The sequence below is a fragment of the Polaromonas sp. genome, assembly GCF_039930745.1.
Lineage (GTDB): Bacteria > Pseudomonadota > Gammaproteobacteria > Burkholderiales > Burkholderiaceae_C > Polaromonas.
In genome coordinates this window covers 42,146-66,343 of record NZ_JBDTTH010000006.1, presented here as the reverse complement: position 1 = coordinate 66,343, position 24,198 = coordinate 42,146, and the positions used below count along the sequence as shown (strand labels likewise).

The window sequence follows — 24,198 nt, the reverse complement described above, 5'->3', positions numbered from 1 at the left end:
AGGGGCAAGCCACACACTCTGGAGGTGTTGGGGACTCAGTCCACCGCCAACAACATGCCGGTACCGGCCACCACGGCGGCGTAGCTCCATACGCCTTGCGCCTCCTGGGGTTGCTGGCGAGTGACAGGCTGCAAGTCCTGGCCGAGCTTGGGCCGGCGTGCGTCCAGAACACGACCTGAGCCGTATTGGGCCATGAGCGAATCTGTCAAATCGCACAGGGACCCGCTGGCGACCTGCGTGATCACCGAGTCGCCCGGGCCGCGGAGCAGGGGAACCACCTGTGCAAAGACTTTTTCCGCCCATTTGCCGCGCCAGCTTTGGCGCGCACTGTTGGTGACCCATTTGCTGGCGTGGTGGGTCACGCGCGGCGCGCAGCCGACCACGATCCAGCGTGTGGGCGCGCGTGCGTCGCCGGATGGCAGCATCGGCGTCAGCATCTTCAATGCGTAGGCGGCTTCATCAATGTAAACAATCATGTTGTCCATAAAGTTCTCCTTGGTTTTACGTGCTATGCGGACTCTCTGGCTCTCTTTGCTCGGTGGTGTTTATTCGGTGATGAGTTTGTGGCCCTCACTGGATTTGTTGCGGCGCGTGGCCCACCAGCCCGCGCCCAGCACGCCGGCGACGGCCAGGGCATAAGTGCCCCATTCGGCGATGTTGTGCAGGGTTTCGGCGCTTGCAATCGCGTCAGGGCCGCCGTAGATGCTGTCAAGCAGCGGCTCGCTCACAATCATCTTGGCTGCGGTAAAGGCCAGCACGGCTGCGCCAATGTTGATGATCACGGGGAAGCGTTCGACCAGTTTGAGCACCATGGTGCTGCCAAACACGACGATGGGTACACTGACCAGCAGGCCGATGATGACCAAGTCAAACGACCCATGCGCCGCACCGGCCACGCCCAGGACATTGTCGATACCCATGAGCGCATCTGCCACCACAATAGTTTTCATTGCGCCCCAGAAGGTGCTCGCGGCGGGACCGTCATGCGCCTTGTCGCCGCTGTCAGCCAGCAGCTTGTAGGCGATCCATAGAAGGCCCAGGCCACCGACGAGCATCAGGCCTGGAATTTTGAGCAGCCATACCACGCCGATCGTCATGGCTGATCGCACTGCGATGGCACCCACGGCGCCCCAGGCAATCGCTTTTTTCTGCAGATGCGGGGGAAGGTTGCGCGCGGCCAGCGCGATCACGATGGCGTTGTCGCCGGCCAGTACAAGATCAATCAGGATGATGGCCAGCAGGGCCGTCCACCAGGGCGTAGAGAAAAGTTCCATGTTTCACAGACTCCAAATCGCGTTTCGACGTGGAAATCCGCAAGCGGATTTCCGGCTTCGTTGAAACCGACCGGTCTGTGAGTGGAGGCAGCTGGTTGAAGGGCCGCGAACACCTCGATCAAACCTGTACAGGTTTCAATCGAAGGTCTGGCTCAACATGCAGTGTCTCTGCATGTCCAGCAAGCCGGAAGCGTTAGCTTCGAAATGACGACTTGCCGTAGCGATTTTGCTGTTTGGTCTGTTTTATCTTGTAATGCAGCAAAACGAGGGAGTTACTCCCCTTCGTGCTCGCATTTTACCGATAGATATTGATTTAGCGCAAGCCCCGTCCTTGCGGGACTTTCCCGCGCGCCGGGCTCGCCCTCTGGGCTTCTCGCCGATAATTCTCCATCCGGCGTCAATTGTTCCCCCGCGCGCTCGCACGCACTCAGGTTTACATACCCTCCTCTTTTCCCATGTCCGGCATTCACATCACCGACATCGAAGCCGCCATCAACTACTGGCGCGAGAAAAAGCCGTCACCTGACGGCATCACACTCGCGCCTGAGCTACGGGCTCTGGCCGAGGTCTATGCACTGCTGGTTTTCTACCGTGAGGACGAGGCTGACGAATCCGGTTTTCCGCCTGCGGCCATGGGGGCCTGGCGTGCCTGGTATGACACGACGGCAGACACACCCTGCATCGCCATTTGCTCGACCAGTCAGGGCGACGAGTTATGCAAGGGCTGCGGCCGCACTTTCGAAGAGGTGCAGCTCTGGCCAGAAATGAGCCCGGTGGCCAAGCGCGGGACCTGGCGGCGCATCACGCAAGAGGCGACCGCCTGGCGTTTTGGCCGTTATGCAGACCGCGCGCTGGAAAACAGGGACGCACCGGCCGGCGGCGCCCTCAATTCCTGATTTTCAAGGCTTTTTGGCCTTCAGCCCTTATGGGGCGGGCGCAAGCAGCTATACATTCAGGAGTAAACTGACGCCATGCTCCGACTCGCCCGCGCCCCCAACATTGCCATTGCGGCGCTCTGGGCCGATGTGCTTCAGCAGGCGGGTTTTTCAGCCACGGTGCAGCGTTATTTCCTTGGCAGTGTGGCGGGCGAACTGCCCCCCGACCAATGCCAACCCGAAGTCTGGCTGACCCACGATCATGAGAAGCCACGCGCCGAGGCGCTACTGCACAGTCTGCAGAACCTGCCGCAACGGCGCTGGCTCTGCACCTGCGGCGAAACGGTAGAGGGCGGTTTCGAGCAATGCTGGCAATGTGGCGCCGACATGCCGGCACTCGCCTGACACATCGTTGCGCTCATGGAGGGCGTCCTTGGACAGGCTAAGGACGAGTGCACTGGCGGGACTCTTAAACCAAGCAGGGGCCGCGGAACCGGCTTTGCCGGGCCGCCGGCGCAGCGGCCCCCATTGGGGGCAGGGAGCTACACGCAGTGAGCGGACCGTGGGGGCTAAATTTTTTTAGCTAGTTCGGCGGCCTTGCCGATATAGCTGGCGGGCGTCATGGCCAGCAACCGGTCCTTTTCCGCCTTCGGGATTTCCAGTGAGCGGATCAAGCCATGCAGCGCCTCGGCCGTCACGGTTTTGCCGCGCGTGACTTCCTTGAGTTTTTCGTAAGCACCCTGCACGCCGTAGCGGCGCATGACGGTCTGGATCGGCTCTGCCAGCACCTCCCAGGAGCTGTCCAGGTCCTCGTCCAGCGCCTCGCTGTTGAGCTCGAGCTTGCCCAGGCCTACGCTCAGCGAACTGTAAGCCAGCACGGCGTAACCGAAGGCCACGCCCATGTTGCGCAGCACGGTGCTGTCGGTCAGGTCGCGTTGCCAGCGGCTGATCGGCAGCTTTTCGCTAAGGTGGCGCAGCAAGGCATTGGCCAGGCCGAGGTTGCCTTCGGCATTTTCAAAATCAATCGGATTGACCTTGTGCGGCATGGTGCTGGAGCCGATTTCGCCGGCTTTCAGGCGCTGCTTGAAGTAGCCCACGCTGACGTAACCCCAGACATCACGTGCGAAGTCGATCAGAATGGTGTTGGTGCGCGCAATGGCGTCAAACAGCTCGGCCATGTAGTCGTGCGGCTCGATCTGGATGCTGTAGGGCTGAAAGCTCAGCCCCAGGCCCAGCGGCTCGGGGGACTCTATAACGCGCCGGCTCAGCGCTTCCCAGTCGAAGTCGGGCCAGGCCGACAGGTGGGCGTTGTAGTTGCCAACGGCGCCGTTCATCTTGGCCATCAGCTTGACAGCGGCGATGCGCTTGCGGGCCACGTCCAGGCGCGCCACCACATTGGCGATTTCCTTGCCCACGGTGGTCGGGCTGGCGGTCTGGCCGTGCGTGCGGCTGAGCATGGGCTGATCGGCATACAAATGGGCCATCACGCGTAGCTGCGTGATAACCTTGTCCAGTGCCGGGAGCAGCACCTGCTCGCGGCTGCTTTTGAGCTGCAGCGCGTGGCTGGTGTTGTTGATGTCTTCGCTGGTGCAGGCGAAATGCACAAACTCGGCTGCAGCCTGCAATTCGGGCCTGGCCTCAAACTTCGACTTGATCCAGTACTCGACCGCTTTCACGTCGTGGTTGGTGGTTTTTTCGATTTCCTTGATCGCGGCCGCATCGTTCTCGGAAAAATGTTTGACCAGTCCGAGCAGGTAAGTGCGCGCGCCCGGCGTCAGCGGCTTGAATTCTGCAAAACTCGCATCCGACAGGGCAATGAACCACGCAACTTCCACCTGGACGCGGCGGTGCATGTAGCCGAGCTCCGACATCAGCGGCCGCAGCGGTGCGAGTTTGGCAGCATAGCGGCCGTCCAGGGGGGACAGGGCGGTGATGGTGAAGCTGGTGGACGGATTCATGAAGGCAATTGTAGGCGTCCCCCCGGCGTCCCCGGTGCTGGTTTGGATACTTTTGGGTACTTGTCAGTCCGGATTGCTGCTTACTCGATAGAATGCAAACCGACTTGGGCTCACGACAAAAGATACAGCTATGAAACTCATTGGATCCACCAGCAGCCCCTATGTGCGCAAGGTGCGCATTGTGATGGCCGAGAAAAAACTCGACTATCAATTTGTCATTGAAGACGTCTGGGCTGCAGGCACCACCATGGCCGAATCCAACCCGCTTGGCAAGGTGCCCTGCTTGGTGATGGAAGGCGCCAACGGTTCGGAAGAAGCCGTTTTCGACTCGCGTGTGATTGTCGAATACCTCGACACCCTGTCGCCGGTCGGCAAGCTGATCCCAGTGCAGGGCCGCGAACGCGCCGAGGTGAAAACCTGGGAAGCGCTGGCCGACGGCCTGCTCGACGCCGCCATCCTGGCCCGGCTGGAGTCCACCTGGGCCGGCCGCAGCGACAAACAACGGTCCCAGGCCTGGATTGACCGCCAGATGTCAAAAATCGACACCACCGTGCGGGCCATGAGCACTGGCCTGGGCGACAAGGCTTTTTGCAGCGGCATCCATCTGAGCCTGTCCGACATTGCTGTCGGCTGCGCCTTGGGTTACCTGGACTTCCGTTTTTCCCAGATCGACTGGCGCGCGCCCTACCCCAACCTGGTTCGCCTGTATGAAAAGCTGATGCAGCGCCCGAGTTTCGCCGACACCCAGCCTTTTTGATTTTAGGCATCAAATGGGCAGTTCACCCTTGCTGGTAAAGCGCGAAGAGCTATAAAAACAGGAGCAAACCGCTTCCTGGTCCAGGCCAGTTTCAGGCGGCGCAAGACTGGTCTCGGGTACGACCTCTGCCGGGAATAGCCGGGCCGCCAAGCCTGTCCGGAAGCGGGCGGGGCAAGGCGCCCAGCCGCTGGAAGATAAAAATGCTGCGAAGCGCCCCGATGCGAACAAGGGAGGGAGGGAGGAGGAGGAGAACCGCCCCGGGATTACATCCGGACCGCAAGGGCCTGGAAGTCTTCGCAACAAAAAACTGGTGGTGCCAATCTCGCGCTCGGCAAGCGGCACCGGTAGAAGTGTGAGCCCGGAAGAGGCCTGGCAGTTCCCCGGCTGCAGAACAGTCCGGGTAAAGTTTTGTTAACAGGTGCGGCCGCCCGCTTGCCGCTGCGGCCCAGTCGACGGAGTGGGTCCTTTGGCGAAAATGGTGTGATGGGGGCATGGCTATTTTGGCGGCATTGGCTGCTATCCAGTGCCACAGGAACGGTGTAGAAGGGATCAAAGAGGTTCAAAAGAGCCCAACCCTCTCGAATCTTTCGCGAAATGGGCCTAAAAGGCCCTGTGGAAAGAGTTGTCACATTCCGCCCCTAAAATCGGCTGAATCTCACGGCATGTGCCGCATAAGGAATCCGTATGCTTTACCCAGAACTCTTCAAACAACTGGAATCGGTCCGTTGGGACATGGACAAAGATATCCCCTGGGCGAGCTTCGACGCCTCCCGGCTGACCGACGAGCAGGCGCAGACCATCAAGATGAACGCCATTACCGAATGGTCCGCCCTGCCGGCCACCGAGATGTTTTTGCGCGACAACAAGGACGACAGCGATTTTTCTGCCTTCATGTCGATCTGGTTTTTCGAAGAGCAGAAACATTCGCTGGTGCTGATGGAGTACCTGCGGCGCTTCCGGCCCGAGCTGGCGCCGACCGAAACAGAGCTGCACGAAGTGCGCTTCGAGTTCGAGCCCGCTCCCGCGCTCGAAACCCTGATGCTGCATTTCTGCGGTGAAATCCGCCTAAACCACTGGTACCGCCGCGCCAGCGAATGGCACACCGAACCTGTCATCAAGCAGATCTACACCCAACTCAGTCAGGACGAAGCGCGCCATGGCGGCGCCTACCTGCGCTACATGAAACGCGCCATCAACAACTTCGGCAACGACGCCAGGGCCGCCTTCACCAAGGTGGGTGTGCTTATGGCCAGTGCCCGCCGCACGGCGCAGGCCCTGCACCCGACCAACCTGCATGTGAACAAAAGCTTGTTCCCGCGCGACACCATCCAGTCGCGCCTGCCCAACCCCGAGTGGCTGGAGCACTGGCTGGACAAGCAGATCAACTTCGATGCGGTCTGGGAGGGCAAGGTGGTCGAGCGCATCCTGCACAACATGAGCTTGCTAATGAACCAGAGCTTTAAAACCGTGCAGGAGCTCAATCGCTACCGCAAGGAATTGAGCCGCGAAATTGCAGCCTCGCTGGCTGCCAAGCCTGCCGCCAGCGGCACCTGATGCAGGATCTGCGCTGGCCGAGCGCAGCGGGTGGCCGCAGCCGCGTGGTTGCTCGCGGCGCGCAGGTGTTTGCTGTGGCCAACGCCAGCGATCCGGCGCTTGATTTTTCTGCGCAGCTCACGCAGACGCTGGCCATGCTTGAAGCCCACCTCGGACACGTGGGTGCTTCCCGGGAAAACTTGCTCAGCGTGCAAATTTTCCTGACCGATTTTCGCAACAAGCCTGTGCTGGATGCCGCTTGGCGTGCGTGGATTGGCGATGACAGTGCGGCCTGGCCGCAACGCGCGGTGATTGGTGCCCAACTCGACGGCGGCTTGCTGGTCGAAATGGTGGCCACGGCCTTCCGGTAAAGTCGCGTGATGCAAAGCGCATCATCATCCCCCCAGCCTCCCTTCACGAAAAAAATTGCCACGCGCGCCGAAGCGGCGCGGCGCGTGGCGCTTCTCGCGCAGCCGGTGGTGTTCACCAATGGCGTGTTTGACGTATTGCACCGGGGCCACGCAACCTATCTGGCCAACGCGCGGGCGCTGGGGGGCAGCCTGGTGGTGGCGCTCAACACAGATGCATCGGCCCGGCGGCTGGGCAAGGGGCCGGACCGGCCGCTGAACAACCAGGAAGACCGCGCGGTGCTGATGGCTGCGCTTGAATCAGTGAGTCTCGTCACCTGGTTTGACGAGGACACGCCGCTCGAACTCATCACCGAACTCAAGCCATCCATTCTCGTCAAGGGCGGCGACTACGACATGGACAAGCTCGCCGAAACCGCCGTGGTCAAGCGTTACGGCGGCAAGGCGCTGGCGATCCCGTTTGTCGATGGTTACTCAACGACGGCGCTGATGAAAAAAATCCGGCACCCTGCCTGATGCACCATTGTTGGCTTGCAAGGCGCTATTGATTTTATAGCTGTTCGCGCCCGTCAAATAAGGGTAATGTGTCGATTTGACTTGTAAAACGGGGCTACGAGCTGGTTACGGCCCCGTCTTACGGCGCCGGCAATTCCGCTGGTCTGGCATCCGAGGCCAGCTGACGGTTTTCCTTTTCCGGTGGCTCGTAACGCCGCCCGCGCACACGCGCCGCCAGGCGCCGGACGCCGTGTTCAATATCGTCGATATAGGTAAACACCGCCGGTACCACCAGCAAGCTCAGCACGGTGGATGTGATCAGCCCGCCGATCACGGCGATTGACATCGGCGAGCGAAAGCTCGGGTCGGCCGCGCCCAGGCCCAGGGCGATCGGCATCATGCCGGCGCCCATGGCCAGGGTGGTCATGATGATGGGCCGGGCCCGCTTGTGGCAGGCGTCCAGCAGTGCCTCCAGCCGGGTCATGTCGTGGTCGCGCCGCGCAACGATGGCGTACTCCACCAGCAGGATGGAGTTCTTGGTCGCAATGCCCATCAGCATGATCAGGCCGATCAGCGAAGGCATGGAAAAACTCTTCTGCGCGATCAGCAGGCCCACAAAGGCGCCACCCAGCGCCAGCGGCAGGGCGGCCAGAATCGTCACCGGGTGCAGGAAGTCCTTGAACAGCAGCACCAGCACGATGTAGATGCAAAGCACGCCGGTCAGCATGGCCAGGCCGAAGCTGGCAAACAGCTCACCCATGACTTCGGCGTCGCCGATTTCCACCACCTTCACACCGGCCGGCAGGTTCTTGACGGCCGGAAGTTCCTGCACCAGCTTGGTCACGTCGCCCAACGGCAGGCCTGACAGCTCGATCTCGAAGTTGACATTGCGTGAACGGTCGTAGCGGTCTATCACTGCGGGGCCGCCGGCGATCTCCAGTGTGGCCACCTGGCCCAGCATGACCGGGCCTTTGGTGCCGGGCACGGCCAGGCGTTCCAGCACGCTGAGGTCCTTGCGCGCCGCGTCGTCGAGCTTCACCACAATCGGAACCTGGCGTTCCGGCAGGTTGAGCTTGGGCAAGGAGACGTCGTAGTCGCCCAGGGTCGCAATGCGCAGCGTCTCGCCAATGGACGCGCTGGTCACGCCGAGGTCGGCCGCGCGTGCAAAGTCAGGCCGCACGGCGATCTCGGGCCGGATCAGGCTGGCGGTGGACGCCACACTGCCCAGGCCAGGCACCGTGCGCAAGTCTTTTTCCACCGCCAGCGCCGCGGCCTGCAGGGCGACCGGGTCTTCGCCGGTCAGCACCAGCACGTATTTCTCACCCGAACCGCCCAGCCCGACCTTGGTACGCACACCGGGCAGGGTTTCCAGGGCTGTGCGCATTTTGTTTTCAATGCCCTGCTTGCGCGGCCTTTCAGTCCGTTCAGTGAGCAATACCGTCAAGGTGGCTTTGCGCGTTTCGGCTGCACCGGACATGGCAAAGGGGTCGCTGCCGGCACTGCCGCCGCCGATGGTGGTGTAGACGCTGCGCACATGTTCGACCCGGCTGACCAGCTGCCGCGCCTGCTCGGCCGCAGCCTTGGTCTGCGCCAGGCTGGAACCAGGCGGCAATTCCACGTACACCTGGGTCTGCGAGTTGTCGTCCGGTGGAATGAAACCCGTGGGCAGCAGCGGTATCAGCATGATGGAGCCGAAGAAAAACAGTGTGGCCGCCACCATGGTGGTCACGCGGTGCTTCAGGCACCAGGTGGCCATGCGCATGTACACCCGCATCCAGCCCGGGTCTTTATGGTCACCAACGATGGGCTTGAGGATGTAAGCCGCCATCATGGGGGTGAGCACCCGCGCCACTACCAGTGAGGCGAACACGGCCAGCGAAGCGGTCCAGCCGAACTGCTTGAAAAACTTGCCGGCCACGCCGCTCATGAAGGCTGTTGGCAAAAACACGGCGATCAGCGTGAAGGTGGTGGCCACCACGGCCAGGCCGATCTCGTCGGCCGCTTCCATCGCCGCCTGGTAGGGCGTCTTGCCCATGCGCAGGTGGCGCACGATGTTTTCCACCTCGACAATCGCGTCGTCCACCAGGATGCCGATCACCAGCGAGAGCGCCAGCAAGGTCACGACATTGATCGAAAAACCCAGCAGGTACATGCCGATGAAAGCCGGAATCACCGACAGAGGCAGCGCCACGGCCGACACAAAAGTAGCCCGCCAGTCGCGCAGGAACAGCCAGACCACCAGCACCGCGAGGATGGCACCTTCGTACAACAGGTGCATGGAGCCGTCGTACTCTTCCTCCACGGGCTTCACGAAATTGAAGGCCTCGGTCAGCACCAGGTCGGGGTGCTGCGCCTTGAGTTCGGCCAGCGCCACCTGCACGGCGGCACCGACGGTGACTTCACTCTCGCCGCGGCTGCGCGCAACCTCAAAACCGACCACAGGCTTGCCGTCAAGCAGCGCCGCCGATCGCGGGTCGGCATAGGTGTCGCTGACAGTGGCCACTTGGTCAAGCCGGATACGCCGGCCGTCGCTGAGCGAGAGTTCGAGCCGCGCCAGCTCTTCTGCGGATTTCACCGTGGCCAGAGTGCGCACGGGTTGTTCGCTGCCGCCCAGATCGGTGCGGCCGCCGGCGCTTTCGGTTTGCACCTGCCTGAGCTGACGCGAGATGTCGGCAGCACTAGCGCCCAAAGCTTGCAGCTTGGAAGGATCGAGCGCGATGCGCACTTCACGCGTCACGCCGCCCACGCGGTTGACGGCGCCGACACCGCGCACCGCCAGCAGCTTGCGCGAGATGGTGTTGTCGACAAACCAGGACAACGCCTCTGCATCCATGCGGCCTGAAGCCACGGTGAAGGCCAGCACCGGCGTGCCGGCCAGGTCCACCTTGCCGACGATCGGGTCGCGCACGTCGCCAGGCAGGTCCGAGCGAACGCGCGCCACGGCGGAGCGCACATCGTCCACCGCTTCCTGCACCGGCTTTTCCAGGCGGAACTCGGCCGTGATCGTCACGCCGCCGTCCTGCACCTTGGTGTAGATGTGCTTGAGGCCTTGCACAGTGGCAATTGAATTTTCGAGCTTGCGCGCCACCTCGGTTTCAAGCTGCGCGGGCGCAGCGCCCGGCAAGGAGGCCGAAACGGTGACGGTCGGCAGGTCAATGTCCGGGAAGTTCTGCACCTTCATGGCCTTGAAGGACAACATGCCGCCGAAGCTCAGCAGCACAAACAGCATCACCGCGGGAATCGGGTTCTTGATCGACCAGGAGGAAACATTCATCGTGATGCTCCTTATTTGCTAGCTGCTGACGCAGGTGCAGCGAGGGCTGGAGCCGTATTTGGTGCGGATGTCTCGGCCGCTGCGCCGGGTGCAGCGCCAATGCGGACCAGGTCACCGTCGTTGAGGAAGCCGGCGCCGTCAACCACGATGCGCGCATCGGCTGTCAGACCCGAGACCACCTCGATCCGGTCGCCCACCAGGCGCCCGGTCTGCACCTTGACCTGGCTGACCCGGTTATTGGCGTCCAGCTGGAAGACGAAATTGAAACCGTCGCGGACGACGATCGCACGCTGCGGCACCGTCAGTGCTTCTGAAGTGCCGAGGTTGAATTCGCCGCGGGCGAACATGCCGGCCTTGGCGGGCGCGTCCTTGCCTGCCGACGCTGGCAGGTCAACATAAACCAGCGCCGAGCGTGTTTGCGGATCGACGGTGGGCGCAATCATGCGCACGCGGCCGCGCAGCTCGCCGCCGCTGGCCGGCCGGATGACGGCGGTGGTGCCGGTGGTGATGCGGCCGAGCTCGGCCGAGGTCACTTCGGCGCGCCATTCGAGCCGGCCCTTGCGGACCATGCGGAACAGCTCGGTGCCGGCGCTGACGACAGCACCCACGGTGGCGGTGCGCGCTGAAATCACGCCGCTGTCGGGCGCCAGTACCTCGGTCTGTCTGCCGCGCAGTTGCTGCGCACCCAGCACGGCCTGCGCGGCTTCGGCACGCGCTCGGGCGGTTTTCTCGGTCGTGAGGTACTGGTTGATTTGCTGGGTACTCAGCGCGCCCGAATTCTGCAATGTGCGGGCGCGCTCGGCGTTGGCCGCAGCGTCGGACGCGCTGGCCTGGGCTTCCAGCAAGCTGGCGCGCGCCTGGGCCACGTCGGCCTGCACGCTCTCGGTTGAGAAGGTCGCGAGCACCTGCCCGGCTTTCACCACGTCGCCGACATTGGCGCGTACATCAGTGAGGCGCAAGCCGTTCGATTCGGAGCCGATGATGGCCTCTTGCCAGGCGACGATGTTGCCGTTGGCGGCCAGTGCGATGGCCAAACGTGCTGGCTGGGGCTGGGCAGCGGTCACGGTCAGGGCCGGCTTGGGCGCGGCCTTGGCGTCTGCCGCAGCATCCCCGGACTTCCCGGAAGAAAGAAAAAAGAAGGCGCCCGCCGCCACAGCAACAACAAGGATGGCGATCACGGCAACAGGTTTGAGTTTGAATTTGTTCATGGTGTTTTTGGAATCAAACAATGACGATAAAGAGGGAGGGAAAGGTCAAGGACGGGCTTGCGCGATGGAGGGCGCGGCAGGGGTGGCTTCCGGCCCGGCCATGGCCGGCGTCCAGCCGCCGCCCATGGCGCGGTACAGCGCTACCCAGGCCGACAGGCGTTCGCGCTGCAGTGAAGCCAGCGTGGTTTCGGCGCCCAGCTGCGCGCGGCGTGCGTCCTCCAGCTCCACCAGGCTGGCCAGGCCGTTGCGGTAACGCGCCTCGGTGCCGGTGAAAGACGCGCGGTAGCCGGCCACGGCGGTCTGCGCATCGCCTTCGCGCGCGCCCGTGCTCTGCAGGTTGACCAGGGCTTCCTCGACCTCGCGCACGGCTTGCCGGACGCGGGCGCGGTAGAGCGCTGCCGCTTCCTCGTACCGCGCCCGCGCGGCATCTACATCCGCTGCCCGGCGTCCCCCGTCGAACAACGGCAGGCTCAGAGCCAGCGGGCCGATGGACCAGGTGTCCAGGGTGGTGGTCACGCCGCCGCTGCGAAAACGCGAGTTGCCGATGGAGCCGCTCAGGCTCAGGCGCGGGTAACGCTCGGCTTGGGCGCTGCCGACATCGGCGCTGGCGGCGGCCACTTCGCGTTCGGCATTGAACACGTCGGGGCGCTGAGTCAGCGCATCGGCCGGCACGGATGCTATTGAAAACATAGCTGCTTGCGCCCGTGGTTCGGGGGCTTGAGCTACTTTTTGTCTTATATCCGGCTCGGCCAGCCCGGTCAGGGCCACCAGCGCCTTGATGTCCAGCTCGCACTGAGCGCGCTGCTGCGTGGCGCGCGCGCTGGCCTCGGCGGCACTGGCGCGCGCCAGGGCGTCGGTGGCCGGTGCAGTAAAGCCGGCCTTGGTGCTGAGGTCCGACAGGCGGGCGGTTTCCCCTCGCGAGGTGGCGTCGGACTGCGTCACGGCTTCCAGCTGCCGGCAGGTGCGCAGGCTGTAATACTGGTTGGCAACTTCGGCCGCCACCGAGACGCGCGCATCGTGCCACTGCGCCTGGGCACCGGCCAGGCGCTCGGTGGCGGCATCGCGGCCGGCGAGCCTGCCGCCGAACACATCAATCTCCCAGGCCGCCTGCAAACCCGTTTGCGCGGTGGTGATCACCGGCGCGGCGCCGGGCCCGGTGGCTGGCTGCGTGCGGCCGCGGCTGATACTGGCCGTGGCATCGAGCGAGGGCAGCAGGGCCGCGCCGGCCGCTACCCGCGTGGCGCGGGCCTGCTCGATGCGCGAACGCGCTGTTGCCACCGTCGGGTTCACGGCTTGGGCGGCGCTGATCAGCTCAACCAGCAGCGGGTCGCCCTGCTGCTGCCACCACTGCGTCAGGTCGGTCAACGTCCCCTTGTGCGGAAGCCCTGCCGTCTGGACTTGCGTGGGCAGCGGGGCGAACCACTGCGACGGCGTATTGGCGGAAACCTTGTCAGGCGGGGAATGCAGCGCGCAGGCGCCCAGCATCAGCGGCACCAGGGCAGAGGCGATCAAGCGGGTGTTTCTCATGTCTTGTTCTTCTTTGAAAGATTCTTGGGAGAGGCAAGGGACTGGCGCCGGGCCAGTTCGACAGCGACCATGGCCTCGGCAAAATCCACCAGGCGGGCCGCCCAGAGGTCAATCGCTTTCGGCGTGGCAATCAGTTGTGGCCGTATACCCTCGATCACGTCGCGGGTGATGAACATCTGCAAGGCCAGGCCGGTGATGCTGAAGGCCAGACGGTGCAGATCATCATCGGGTCGGGTGACGCCGAGATGCCGGCCGAGCAAGGCCACCAGCGCAGCGTGGGCGGGCTTGATGCCCTTGTCGAGTTCCTCGGCCCAGACACCGGTGGGCTCCAGCATCTCGCGAAAATGCAGGCGGGTGCACTGTTGAATGAACTCGCCCTGTTTCATGGGGTTCAAAAAACTGGCGACAAAACCTTGCAGGGACTGCCGCAAGGTGAAGCCGGGCTGGTCGTACAGCGCGATGTCATCCTTGGCGCTGCCCATGGGTTCGGTGAACACCGCACGGTAGAGCCCGGCCTTGTCGCCGAAGTAGTAGCTGATGGCAGCAATATTGACCCCGGCCGCCAGCGCAATCTCGCGTGTTGATGTTTTGGCAAATCCCCTTTCGGCAAACAGCCGCAAGGCGGTGAGCAGCAGATGCTCTCTGGCTTCGGCGCCGTCAGAACGTTGCCTGCGGACCTCCGGGCTGGCGCCGGCGGCGGCTGGCGAGGTAAGAGAGGCGGATTTCATGGGCCGATTAGAGCACCTAAATCAAACGATTGATTTAGTTAAGACAATTGTTTCAATTGAATACATCCGTGGGCAATGCGCCGGACGCGAGGAGGGCGAAAAACGCCCCGTGTCCGCGCCGGTGGCCGTCAGGCTGTGGCTGGCACGAGGCCGTCTTCAAACACGGTGACCCACACGGCAAGTACGGCGTCACGCTCGGCCTGGAGTGCCGGCGGGGCCACCTGGGTGGGTTCCTCATTGAGCCGCGCATGGTGCTGGACACGGCGCAGCTCGCGGTAGGCACGGGCCGCGGCCTCGCCTTGGCCAGCCGGCAGCAGCCCGACCGCCTCGGCGCGCTGCAGCAAGGCAATGTTACCGACGTTGTCAACCAGCTCCGGGTGGTTGCGCGACTGTGACAGCACCAGGAATTGCACGGCAAACTCGGCATCCACCATGCCGCCGGAGCTGTGTTTGACGTCGAATTTTTCACCGGTTTTTTCGCCCTCGAATGCCGACGGGCCGCCCCTAGATGCGAGAGCCCCCTCGGGGGGCAGCGTAGCGTGGGGGCGTTTGACCGGGTGGGCCGTCTGCACCTTCTTGCGCATGGCAACAATTTCACGGCTTAGCGCGAGGATGTCGCGCGGGGCGGTGATCACGGCCAGGCGCACCTGGTCGAACCGCTCGCGCAGCGATTCGGCGCCGAGAACAAAGCGCGCGCGGGTGATGGCCTGATGCTCCCAGGTCCAGGCGGTGTTGCTGCCGCGCTGTTGCTGGTAGTTGGCATAGGCCTCGAAGCGGGTGACCAGCAGCCCCGAGTTGCCGTTGGGCCGCAAGGCCGTGTCGATCTCGAACAGGTCGCCTTCGCTGGTCTTGATGGTCAGCCAGTTGATCAGCTTGCGCACAAAGGCCGCGTAGACCTCGGGGGCGCGCTCGTCTTCGTCCTCGTAGACAAACACGATGTCGAGGTCGCTGCCATAGCCGAGTTCCTTGCCGCCCAGCTTGCCGTAGGCAATGATGGCGAACTGTGGCGCCTCGCGGTGGCGGCTTTTCAGATGTTGCCAGCACCAGTCGGTGGTGATCTTGAGCACGGCTTCGGCCAGCGCGCTGAGGTCGTCGGCGACCTGCTCGACCGTCAGTGCCCCTTCGACGTCGCGCGCCAGGGTGCGGAAAACCTCGGCATGGTGAGCGCGGCGCAGCAGGTTCAGGCAGGTTTCCTCGTCGTCCTCGCCGGTACGGCGCAGCGCGGCCAGCCGCTGCTGCAATTCGTGCATGAAGACAGCGCCATCAAAACGCTCGTGCAGCACGGCGTCGCTCGCCAGCTCGTCAATCACGCCCGGGTGCTGGAGCAGATAGCGCGCCGGCCATTTGGCCGCGCCAAGCAGGCGCAGCAGCCGCTCATGCACGGCGGGGCGCTCGAGCAGCAGGGCCAGGTAACTTTCGCGGCGCAGCAGCGGTTCTATCCAGTCAAGAAGGCGCACGGCCGCTTCCTCGCCGACACGCCCTTCGGTCAGCCACTGGGCTGTGCGTTGAACCAGCCGGACCAGGCGTGCGCGCGCATCGTCGCGCAGCCCCGCCACGCGCGGGTGTGTTCGCCACAGCGCCAGACGGGCGCGGAAGCCGTCAGGCAAGGTATCTCCGAGTTTTTCAAGCAGCTCCTCCAGGTCCTGCGGGGCCGCCGGGGCCGATTTGCCACAGCCCTTGCAGTCGCTTTTTTTGCCCAGCAAGGTGTCGAACTCCTGGGCCACCAGTTCCCGATGGGTGTCCAGCTCGCTGAGGAAAGCGCAACAGTTGCTGTAGCTCAGGGTCTGCGCGATCCAGGCCAGGTCGTCGTCGCGGGTGGGCAGTACGTGGGTTTGCTGGTCGTCCAGGTACTGGATGCGGTGCTCGACACGGCGCAGAAAATCGTAGGCACGCATCAGCGCCTCGGCTGTGGCCTGCGCCATCAGGCCGGCGCTGGCCACACGCTGCAGGGCATCGACCGTCGGCCGGGTGCGCAGCTCGGGAAACTGTCCGCCGCGCACCACCTGCAGCAACTGCACGGTGAATTCAATTTCGCGAATGCCGCCGCGCGACATTTTCACGTCGTTGGCGCGTTCGGGGTGCCCCGCCGCGCGTTTGGCCGCGTGCTCGCGGATCTGCCGGTGCAGGATGCGCAGGGAGTCGAACACGTTGTAGTCGAGGTAGCGCCGGAACACAAAAGGCAGCACGGAGCCTCGCAAGGCCTGGGCCGAACCGCTTTGAATACATTCGAGCGGCGCCACCACCCGGCTCTTGAGCCAGGCAAAACGCTCCCATTCGCGGCCTTGCGCCTGGAAATATTCTTCCAGTGCGCTGAGCGAGACCGCGGGCAGCCCGGAATTACCGTTGGGCCGCAGCGCAAGGTCGACCCGGAACACAAAGCCGTGCTCCGTGGTTTCCCCGATCAGGTTGTAGATGGCCTTGACCTGCTGCGCGAAATATTCATGGTTGGAGATGACGCCCCGCCCGCTTGCCTGGCCGGCGGTTTCACCGTCATGGTCGTACACGTAGATCAGGTCGATGTCGCTGGAAACATTGAGTTCCCTGGCCCCGAGCTTGCCCATACCGACGACCCACAGCTGGGCCCGCGCACCGGGTGCGCCGGGTACCTGGGGCATGCCATGCAGCGCATCCAATGGCGGACGTGATTCACAGATCGCAATGTCCAGGGCCAGCTCCGCCAGTTCCGTCATGGCCCGGGTCACGACCTCCAGAGCCGCGCCTCCGCCATCTGCGCTGCACTGGGCAGGTTCAGCCGCTTCTTCCGGTGACCGGGGCGGCGCACCGCCGAAGGCACGCGAGGCGACAAGCGTGGGGGCCCTATCACAATCAAGAACGACAAGCCGTTCCATGACGAGTTGGCGCAAGACCCGCAGGGCGGCACCGGTGTCCAAACCCTGCGCCTGCAGGGCCTCATAGGCCGTCTGCATCGTGGCCCGCACCGGTGTTCCGACCGGCAACAAGGCCAGCTGCTCTCCATAACGCCGCCGTATGCGCTGGACAAAGCGGGAATAGCCTGATGCCGCCTCTGGTATGGCCGAAAGTCCGGTCGATGGCATGAACATCACTAAACTTGCCTGGGTGGCGTGGAACGGACGGAAGCGCTGAAGGTCATAATTCTCATGCCAATGGATCAAACGACACCCTCCCAGCCAGCGCTTGCCTCACGACGTCTCAAATTTGCCGCGCTTGTCGCGCGTCTGGCCCTGTGGCTGGTGCTGGCGTTCTGGGTTCTTTTTGGTATGGCCTGGGCCGTACTTCACGGCTGGATTGTGCCGCGAATCGGCGAATTCCGCCCGCGCCTCGAAACGGTGGCCAGCCAGGCGCTGGGTACACCGGTACGTATTGGCCAGATCACGGCCCGTTCAGGCGGCCTGGTTCCTTCGTTCGAACTGCGCGACGTGGTCTTGCTGGATGTCCTGGGGCGCGAAGCCCTGCGCCTGCCGCGCATCCTGGCAGCCGTATCGCCCTCTTCGCTGTGGGGTCTGGGCTTCGAGCAACTCTATATTGACCAACCCGAACTCGATATTCACCGTACGGCGGACGGAAAGATTTATGTGGCCGGCCTGGCCGTGTCGCTGGAGCCCGGCAAGGACAGCAGCGCCATCGCCGACTGGTTTTTTTCGCAAACCGAGTTTGTCATCCGCGGCGGCACTGTGCGCTGGATCGACGATTTGCGACAGGCACCGCCACTGGCCCTGACCCAGGTGGACTGGGCCCTGCGCAACCCAGGCCGGCGTCACCTGATGCGCCTGGATGCCACGCCGCCGGCGGCCTGGGGCGAACGTTTCAGCCTGCGCGGCATGTTTCGCGAGCCGCTGTGGTCGGACGGTGCCGGGCAGTGGCGCCAGTGGGCCGGCCAGCTTTATGCCGAGTTCGGCCGTGTCGATGTGTCCGAGGTCAAGCGTTACGCCAGCCTGGACACCCTGGGCATCGACCTGCGGACGGGCAGTGGCGCGTTGCGCGCCTGGGCCGATGTCGATGGTGGGCAGATCACCGGCGGGACGGCCGACGTGGCTCTGCTGGAAGTTGATGCGAAGCTGGGCCGAAAACTGCAGCCATTGGCGCTGCAATCGGTCGTCGGCCGTTTCGGCGGCCGGCAGTTTGCAGGCGGCTTTGATTTCGCCACCGAAGGATTGCAGTTTCGCACCCACGACGGCCTGCAATGGCCGGGCGGCAATGCCTCCATCGTTTACACCGGCGCGGAAGGCCGGGCGCCGGCACGTGGCGAAATCAAGGCAGACAAACTCGATCTGGCGGCCCTCGCGCTGATCGCCAACCGGCTGCCCTTGGGAGACGCCGCGCATTCGATGATTGCTGCGCTGGCACCTAAGGGGTTGGTGGAAGTCGTCGAGGCCAGATGGCAGGGCGCGCTGGATGCGCCCATGGCCTACTCGGCCAAAGGGCGTGTAACGCAGCTTGAGATTGCGCCGCAGGCCGCGACACATGCCGACCGGCCCGGCGTGCGCGGCGCCGCGGTGGACTTCGATCTGACACACCAGGCCGGCCAGGCTCGTCTAAAGATCGCCAATGGCGCCCTCCATCTGCCGGGGATTTTTGAAGACCCGCAACTGCTGCTCGACCAGTTCTCTGCGGATGCCCAGTGGAAGCTGACCGGTCCGAAAATTGACGTGCAGCTGCGCAACATGGTGTTTGCCAATGCCGACGCCCAGGGCAGCGCACAGGCGAACTGGCACACCGCGGAAACGGCCGGGACTGCCACCGGTGGCGTTGCGCATGACAGCCGGTTTCCCGGTGTCCTGGATTTGCAGGGCAGCCTCAGCCGCGGGGATGGCAGCAGGGTTCACCGCTACCTGCCGCTGATCCTGCCGGACAAGGTGCGCCACTATGTACGCGATGCGGTGACGCAAGGCGCGCTCAGCGATGTGAAGTTCAAGCTCAAGGGCAACCTGAAAGACATGCCTTTTGCCGATCCCAAAAAGGGTGAATTCAAGGTGTCGACCAAGGTGGACAAGGCCCATTTTTTCTATGTACCCAAATCAGTGCACCCGCGGGAAGCCGGCGCCTGGCCGGCGTTGACCGAGCTTGATGGCGAGTTGGTCTTCGACCGTGCTTCCATGCAGGTCAATGGCGCAACTGGCCGCGTCGCCGGTTTTCCAGGCCTGCAGCTGGTCAAGGCCGAGGCGCGCATTCCGGACCTCATGCATACAGCTACCGTGCAGGTGGATGCCGGGCTCAAAGGCCCGCTGGCGGAGGCGGTGGGTTTCGTCAATACCTCGCCACTGGGGGGAATCACTGGCAAGGCGCTGGCCAGAACCGTGGCATCCGGCGCCGCCGACTACAAGTTTGCGCTCAGCCTGCCGCTGGCGAATATTGAGAAGTCCCGGGTCCAGGGCAGTGTCAGCCTGGCGGGCAACGATGTGCAGTTCGCCCCTGACACGCCGCAGCTGACGCGGGCGAAGGGGCTGGTGACGTTCACCGAAAATGGTTTTGGGATCAGTGGCGGCCAGGCCCGCATGCTGGGCGGTGAGGTTCGCCTGGAAGGCGGCGCGCGGCCGGCGGCGACCGGCCCGACCCGGCCTGCTGCGGCGCCCCTGGAATTTCCCGACGCACTCGTGTTTATCCGGGCGCAGGGGACGCTGAGCGCAGAAGGGCTGCGCCAGGCCAGGGAACTGGGCTTGGCGGCACGCCTGGGCGCGCATGCCAGCGGTGCGGCCGCCTACACCGCCAGCATGGGCATCCGGAAAGGCATGATCGAGTTCAGTCTGGCCAGCAACCTGCAAGGTATGGCGCTGAGCCTGCCCGCGCCCCTGACCAAAACCGCGGACGCTGCCCTGCCCCTGCGTTTTGACAACACGGCGCTGCGCGAGTCGATTAGCGCGGGCCAGCCGACCCAGGACCAGCTGACGCTCAGTGTGGGGAAGCTGGCTTCGGTGGTGTATGTGCGCGATATCAGCGGACCGGAACCGCGTGTCCTGCGCGGTGCCCTGGCCATCGGCCTGCAGCCTGATGAAAGTGCGCCGCTGCCGGACAGCGGGGTGGTGGCCAACATCAACCTGGCCACGGTGAACATTGACGCCTGGGACAAGGTGCTGAGTATTTCGACCGATGCCAGCCCAGCCCCGCCAGCCGCCGGCAGCCGGCTGACCCCGGCCAGCGCCGTGCTCAGCTACCTGCCGACCACCCTGGCGATTCGTGCCAACGAACTGTTGCTGGAGGGGCGCACGCTGCACAACGTGGTGCTGGGCGGTTCGCGTGATGGCCTGACTTGGCGTGCCAACGTGGATGCGGCCGAACTCAATGGCTATGTCGAGTTCCGCCAGCCCGGTGGCGCCGGCGCCGGACGCCTGTATGGACGCCTGTCGCGCCTGAGCCTGGGCCAGAGCACTGCCAGCGAGGTTGAGGCCATCCTCAACGAACAGCCCGCCAATATTCCGGCGCTCGACATCGTCGTCGAGGACATGGAACTGCGCGGCAAAAAGCTGGGCCGGGTGGAAGTTGACGCGGTCAATCGCGGTGCCGGTACGGTGGCCCGTGAAGGCGGTGTGCGCGAGTGGCGGCTGAACAAGCTCAATGTCATCGTGCCGGAAGCAACCCTGACGGCCACCGGCAACTGGGTAGCTGTTGACGCGCAGCAGGCCGCTGCCGCGAGCGGGGCGCGCGCGGCGGGCGAGAAGCGCCGTACGGTAATGAATTTCAAGCTTGATATTGCGGATTCGGGTGAGCTGCTCAAGCGGTTTGGTATGAGCGATGTGATTCGCCGCGGCAAGGGCAAGCTCGAGGGCCAGATCGCCTGGATAGGCTCGCCGCTGAGCCTGGACTACCCGAGCCTGAGCGGGCAGTTCAATGTGAATGTGGCTTCGGGCCAGTTCCTCAAGGCCGACCCCGGCATCGCCAAGCTGCTCGGGGTGCTGAGCCTGCAGGCTTTGCCCAGGCGCTTGACGCTGGACTTCCGGGATGTTTTTTCCGATGGCTTTTCCTTTGACTTCGTGCGCGGCGATGTCACCATCGACCGGGGCCTGGCTTTTACCAACAACCTGCAGATGAAGGGTGTCAATGCCGCCGTGCTGATGGAAGGCACCGCCGACATTGCCAAGGAAACGCAGAACCTGACGGTGGTGGTGGTCCCGGAAATCAATGCCGGCACCGCGTCGCTGATTGCCACTGTGATCAACCCGGCCATCGGCCTGGGCACCTTCCTGGCCCAGTATTTCCTGCGACGACCCTTGAGCGAGGCCACGACCCAGGAATTCCACATTGACGGGACCTGGAACAATCCGAAAATCACCAAGGTCAATCGCAAACCCGTGACCGGAGCCCTGCCCGGTGACGACAGCACCCTGAAGAGGTAAACATGCACGTCGCCGCCCTTCAAATGGTTTCAGGCATCCATGTCGCCGCCAACCTGGCGGTGGCCCGGCAGTTGCTGGAGCGCGCTGCCGCGCAAGGCGCCGAATTGGCGGTGTTGCCCGAGTATTTTTGCGTGATGGGCCTGAAAGACACCGACAAGCTGGAGGTCCAGGAGGCGGCGGGCGAGGGGCCGATCCAGGACTTCCTGGCCCGGTCCGCGCGCGAACTCGGCCTGTGGGTGGTGGGCGGGACCGTGCCGCTGCGCGCCAGCGACCGCCGCCACGTGCGCAACAGTTCGCTGGTGTATGCGCCATCGGGGCAGTGTGTCGCGCGCTACGACAAGATTCACCTTTTCCGTTTCGACAACGGGATCGAGCAGTACGACGAATCGCGCGTGATCGAATGCGGCGCGGAACCGGTCACCTTCGAGCTGCCCTCTGCCGATGGCCACAACTATCGGGTGGGACTGAGCATCTGCTATGACCTGCGTTTTCCCGAGCTGTACCGGGCCATGAAGGCGGATGTGCTGCTCGTGCCCAGTGCGTTTACCCGGACCACCGGACAGGCGCACTGGGAAGCCCTGCTACGGGCACGGGCGATTGAAAACCTGGCCTATGTGGTGGCTGCGGCGCAGGGCGGAGCGCATGAAAATGGCCGCCACACCTGGGGCCAGAGCCTGGTGGTGGACCCCTGGGGCGAGGTGCTGGCGCAGCACGCGCAGAATCCGGCGGTGGTCATGGCGCAGGTCTCCGCCGAGCGTCTGCGAGCAGTTCGCCTGCAGCTGCCCGCACTCAATCACGGGGTGTTGTGAGTCCATCCGACGGGGCTGAAACCCCTGCCCCGCCTGCGGGCCGGCGTCGCTGGAGCCGGCGCTGGGCCTTGTGGGCGCTGCTGGTCGCTTTGCTGGCGGGCCTTTTGTCAACCCTGGTCTGGCTCGCCGGGCGCTACGAATCGAGCCAGGTGCAAAGCCGGATGGAGCAGGACGTGGTGCAGATGGCCACCGATATCCGCGCTGCGCTGACGCGCAATGTCCAGAGCATGCAGGCCTTGCAGGCCAGCAGTCCGAGCCCGGAGGCATGGCGTGTGCCGGCGGCCGAATTGCTGCACGCGCGCCGGGAGATCATGCGGTTGGAGTGGCGGGATTTGGCACTGGACACGGTGTCCCATGTCGAGACGCCCTATCGTCTCCCGGTGTTTGAGCGTCTGGGCCGGGACAACACCCAGGCAGATGTCGGTTTTGCCTGCGCGGCGGCGCGCCGCTTCAGCGGACCGGCTTATTCAACCAGCTACTTCCTGCCGCAGGCCGACGGCCTGGGGCTGGAAGTGCTGGACATGTGCCTGCCGGTGTCAGTGGCTGGCCACCTGGCGGGTTATCTGGTGGGGACTTATTCACTGCCGGACATCTTGTCCGAACTGGTCGGCAAGCAGCTGGCGCGGGGGCAAGGGGTGGCGTTCACCGAGGCTGATGGGACGCGCCTGGCCATGCACGGCACCCCGGCGCGCGGCAGCCGGACCTATATTGCGCAGCATCTGCTTGATTTGCCGGGCAATACCATGGTGCTCAGACTGGAGCGTCAGGTCGGAACACCGGCACTGTTCCCTAATCTGCTGACGGCGCTGGTCGCTGCCATGTCAATTGCTTTGGTGGCGGTGCTGGCGCTGCTGGGCCGCGACATGCGCCGGCGCCTGAAGGTCGAACACGACCTGGCCGACGCGCTGGCATTTCGCAAGGCCATGGAGGATTCGCTGGTCACCGGCATGCGCGCCAGGGATCTGCAGGGCCGCGTAACCTATGTGAATCCGGCGTTTTGCCAGATGGTGGGACTAGAGGCCAGCGAGTTGCTCAAGCACACCACGCCGCCGCCTTATTGGCCACCGGAGCTGGCGGAGGAATACCAGCAGCGGCAGGCCAGCCGGCTGGCCGTGGGTGCGACCTTGCCGCGCGAGGGCTTCGAGTCCGTGTTCATGCGGCGCGACGGCTCACGTTTCCCGGTGCTGATCATCGAGGCGCCGCTGATCAATGCCGTGGGTAAACAGACCGGCTGGATGAGCGCCATTCTTGACGTCAGCGAACAGCGGCGCATCGAAGAGCTGTCGCGGGCCAGCCAGGACAGGCTGCAGGCCACAGCCCGGCTGGCCACGGTGGGCGAGATGGCTTCGCTGCTGAGCCATGAGCTGAACCAGCCGCTGGCAGCCATTTCCAGCTATGCCACGGGTTCGCTCAATTTGCTGCAAAGCGCCGCGGCCGAAGCGCAGCCGGTAGACAACAGCGAAGATCTGCAACTGGCCATGCGCCGCATCGCGGAGCAGGCCGAGCGCGCCGGCAAGGTCATCAAGAGCGTGCATGACTTCGTGCGCCGGCGCGAGCAGGTGCGCGAGCCGATAGCGCCGCGCCTGCTTCTCGATGCGGTGATGCCGCTGGTCAGCCTGCAGGCGCGCAAGCTGGGGGTCCGGGTGCTGATGCAGGTGGACGAAAGCTGCGCGTCCGTGATGTGCGACCGGACCATGGTTGAGCAGGTCCTGCTCAATCTGGCGCGCAACGGCATGCAGGCCATGCAGGGGCTGGACAAAGGCCGACGCTCCGACAGGTTGCTGACCTTGCGGGTGCGGGCGGCGGCCTCGAATGCGCAAAGCCGCTGGGTGGAGTTTGCCGTGATCGATCATGGTTTGGGCATTCCGGAGGAGGTGGCGCGCAAGCTCTTCACCCCGTTTTTCACGACCAAGGCCGAAGGCATGGGGCTGGGGCTGAGCCTGTGCCGCACGGTGATCGAGCAGCATGGTGGCTTTCTCGGCTTTGAGCCGGTACAGCCTCAGGGTACGATTTTTACCTTTACATTGCCGGTGGCGGTTACCGTCGCCACGCCGCATGAAGCGGCGGTTTGTTGACAAGTAC

17 protein-coding genes are annotated in these 24,198 nt (G+C 64.0%); 9 read left to right on the top strand and 8 right to left on the bottom strand.

Annotation, left to right across the window (positions count from 1 at the left end; genetic code table 11):
* Positions 1 to 35: 35 nt before the first annotated feature.
* Together ABI660_RS03895 and ABI660_RS03890 are read right to left on the bottom strand one after the other, a co-directional pair.
* The gene (locus ABI660_RS03895) at positions 36 to 485 is read right to left on the bottom strand and encodes a hypothetical protein (protein WP_348065150.1); all 450 of its coding nucleotides are present in this window, start codon (positions 483 to 485) and stop codon (positions 36 to 38) included.
* A gap of 60 nt (positions 486 to 545) precedes the next feature.
* Positions 546 to 1,274 (bottom strand): TerC family protein, encoded by a 729-nt coding sequence (locus ABI660_RS03890; RefSeq protein ID WP_348065148.1) that lies wholly within the window; start codon positions 1,272 to 1,274, stop codon positions 546 to 548.
* A 455-nt stretch (positions 1,275 to 1,729) separates the two neighbouring features.
* Between ABI660_RS03890 and ABI660_RS03885 the strand changes: the two genes are divergently transcribed.
* Positions 1,730 to 2,170 (top strand): DUF3717 domain-containing protein, encoded by a 441-nt coding sequence (locus ABI660_RS03885; RefSeq protein ID WP_348065146.1) that lies wholly within the window; start codon positions 1,730 to 1,732, stop codon positions 2,168 to 2,170.
* Between the two features lie 75 nt (positions 2,171 to 2,245).
* Entirely contained in the window at positions 2,246 to 2,554 is a 309-nt protein-coding gene (locus ABI660_RS03880; protein WP_348065144.1) for a DUF2007 domain-containing protein, read from the top strand.
* A gap of 164 nt (positions 2,555 to 2,718) precedes the next feature.
* On the opposite strand, the gene purB is transcribed toward ABI660_RS03880, so the two are convergent.
* Positions 2,719 to 4,107, bottom strand: a complete 1,389-nt coding sequence (purB, locus tag ABI660_RS03875; RefSeq protein WP_348065142.1) for an adenylosuccinate lyase — start codon at positions 4,105 to 4,107, stop codon at positions 2,719 to 2,721.
* 130 nt (positions 4,108 to 4,237) lie between these two features.
* On the opposite strand from purB, the gene ABI660_RS03870 reads away from it, so the two are divergent.
* From ABI660_RS03870 to rfaE2, 4 genes are all read left to right on the top strand, one after another.
* Positions 4,238 to 4,864, top strand: coding sequence for a glutathione S-transferase N-terminal domain-containing protein (locus ABI660_RS03870; protein ID WP_348065140.1), 627 nt, complete (start codon positions 4,238 to 4,240; stop codon positions 4,862 to 4,864).
* A gap of 684 nt (positions 4,865 to 5,548) precedes the next feature.
* Entirely contained in the window at positions 5,549 to 6,418 is an 870-nt protein-coding gene (locus ABI660_RS03865) for a ferritin-like domain-containing protein (protein ID WP_348065138.1), read from the top strand.
* Positions 6,418 to 6,768, top strand: coding sequence for a Rid family hydrolase (locus tag ABI660_RS03860; RefSeq protein WP_348065136.1), 351 nt, complete (start codon positions 6,418 to 6,420; stop codon positions 6,766 to 6,768). Before ABI660_RS03865 ends, ABI660_RS03860 begins: the two co-directional genes overlap by 1 nt.
* 9 nt (positions 6,769 to 6,777) lie before the next feature.
* Positions 6,778 to 7,281 carry a D-glycero-beta-D-manno-heptose 1-phosphate adenylyltransferase gene (rfaE2, locus tag ABI660_RS03855; RefSeq protein WP_348065134.1) on the top strand — a complete coding sequence of 168 codons (504 nt, stop codon included), beginning with the start codon at positions 6,778 to 6,780 and terminating at the stop codon, positions 7,279 to 7,281.
* Between the two features lie 118 nt (positions 7,282 to 7,399).
* On the opposite strand, the gene ABI660_RS03850 is transcribed toward rfaE2, so the two are convergent.
* From ABI660_RS03850 to glnE, 5 genes are all read right to left on the bottom strand, one after another.
* On the bottom strand, positions 7,400 to 10,534 hold the full coding sequence (locus ABI660_RS03850) for an efflux RND transporter permease subunit (protein WP_348065132.1): 3,135 nt from the start codon (positions 10,532 to 10,534) through the stop codon (positions 7,400 to 7,402).
* An 11-nt stretch (positions 10,535 to 10,545) separates the two neighbouring features.
* Positions 10,546 to 11,742, bottom strand: a complete 1,197-nt coding sequence (locus ABI660_RS03845) for an efflux RND transporter periplasmic adaptor subunit (RefSeq protein WP_348065130.1) — start codon at positions 11,740 to 11,742, stop codon at positions 10,546 to 10,548.
* 45 nt (positions 11,743 to 11,787) lie between these two features.
* Positions 11,788 to 13,269, bottom strand: a complete 1,482-nt coding sequence (locus ABI660_RS03840) for an efflux transporter outer membrane subunit (protein ID WP_348065128.1) — start codon at positions 13,267 to 13,269, stop codon at positions 11,788 to 11,790.
* Positions 13,266 to 13,997: a CerR family C-terminal domain-containing protein gene (locus tag ABI660_RS03835; RefSeq protein ID WP_348065126.1), complete on the bottom strand. Its 732-nt coding sequence runs from the start codon at positions 13,995 to 13,997 to the stop codon at positions 13,266 to 13,268. The genes ABI660_RS03840 and ABI660_RS03835 overlap by 4 nt, the downstream gene beginning before the upstream one ends.
* Positions 13,998 to 14,125: 128 nt before the next feature.
* Positions 14,126 to 17,059, bottom strand: a complete 2,934-nt coding sequence (gene glnE, locus ABI660_RS03830) for a bifunctional [glutamate--ammonia ligase]-adenylyl-L-tyrosine phosphorylase/[glutamate--ammonia-ligase] adenylyltransferase (protein ID WP_348065124.1) — start codon at positions 17,057 to 17,059, stop codon at positions 14,126 to 14,128.
* A 57-nt stretch (positions 17,060 to 17,116) separates the two neighbouring features.
* On the opposite strand from glnE, the gene ABI660_RS03825 reads away from it, so the two are divergent.
* Genes ABI660_RS03825 through ABI660_RS03815 form a run of 3 tightly spaced genes read left to right on the top strand, consistent with a single transcriptional unit; the run spans position 17,117 to position 24,191 of the window.
* Complete coding sequence (locus tag ABI660_RS03825; RefSeq protein ID WP_348065122.1) at positions 17,117 to 21,307, top strand: YhdP family protein; 4,191 nt, start codon at positions 17,117 to 17,119, stop codon at positions 21,305 to 21,307.
* A gap of 2 nt (positions 21,308 to 21,309) precedes the next feature.
* A complete protein-coding gene (locus ABI660_RS03820; RefSeq protein ID WP_348065120.1) occupies positions 21,310 to 22,116 on the top strand; it encodes a carbon-nitrogen hydrolase family protein in 807 nt (268 codons plus the stop codon).
* Complete coding sequence (locus tag ABI660_RS03815; RefSeq protein ID WP_348065118.1) at positions 22,113 to 24,191, top strand: ATP-binding protein; 2,079 nt, start codon at positions 22,113 to 22,115, stop codon at positions 24,189 to 24,191. The genes ABI660_RS03820 and ABI660_RS03815 overlap by 4 nt, the downstream gene beginning before the upstream one ends.
* Positions 24,192 to 24,198 lie beyond the last annotated feature (7 nt).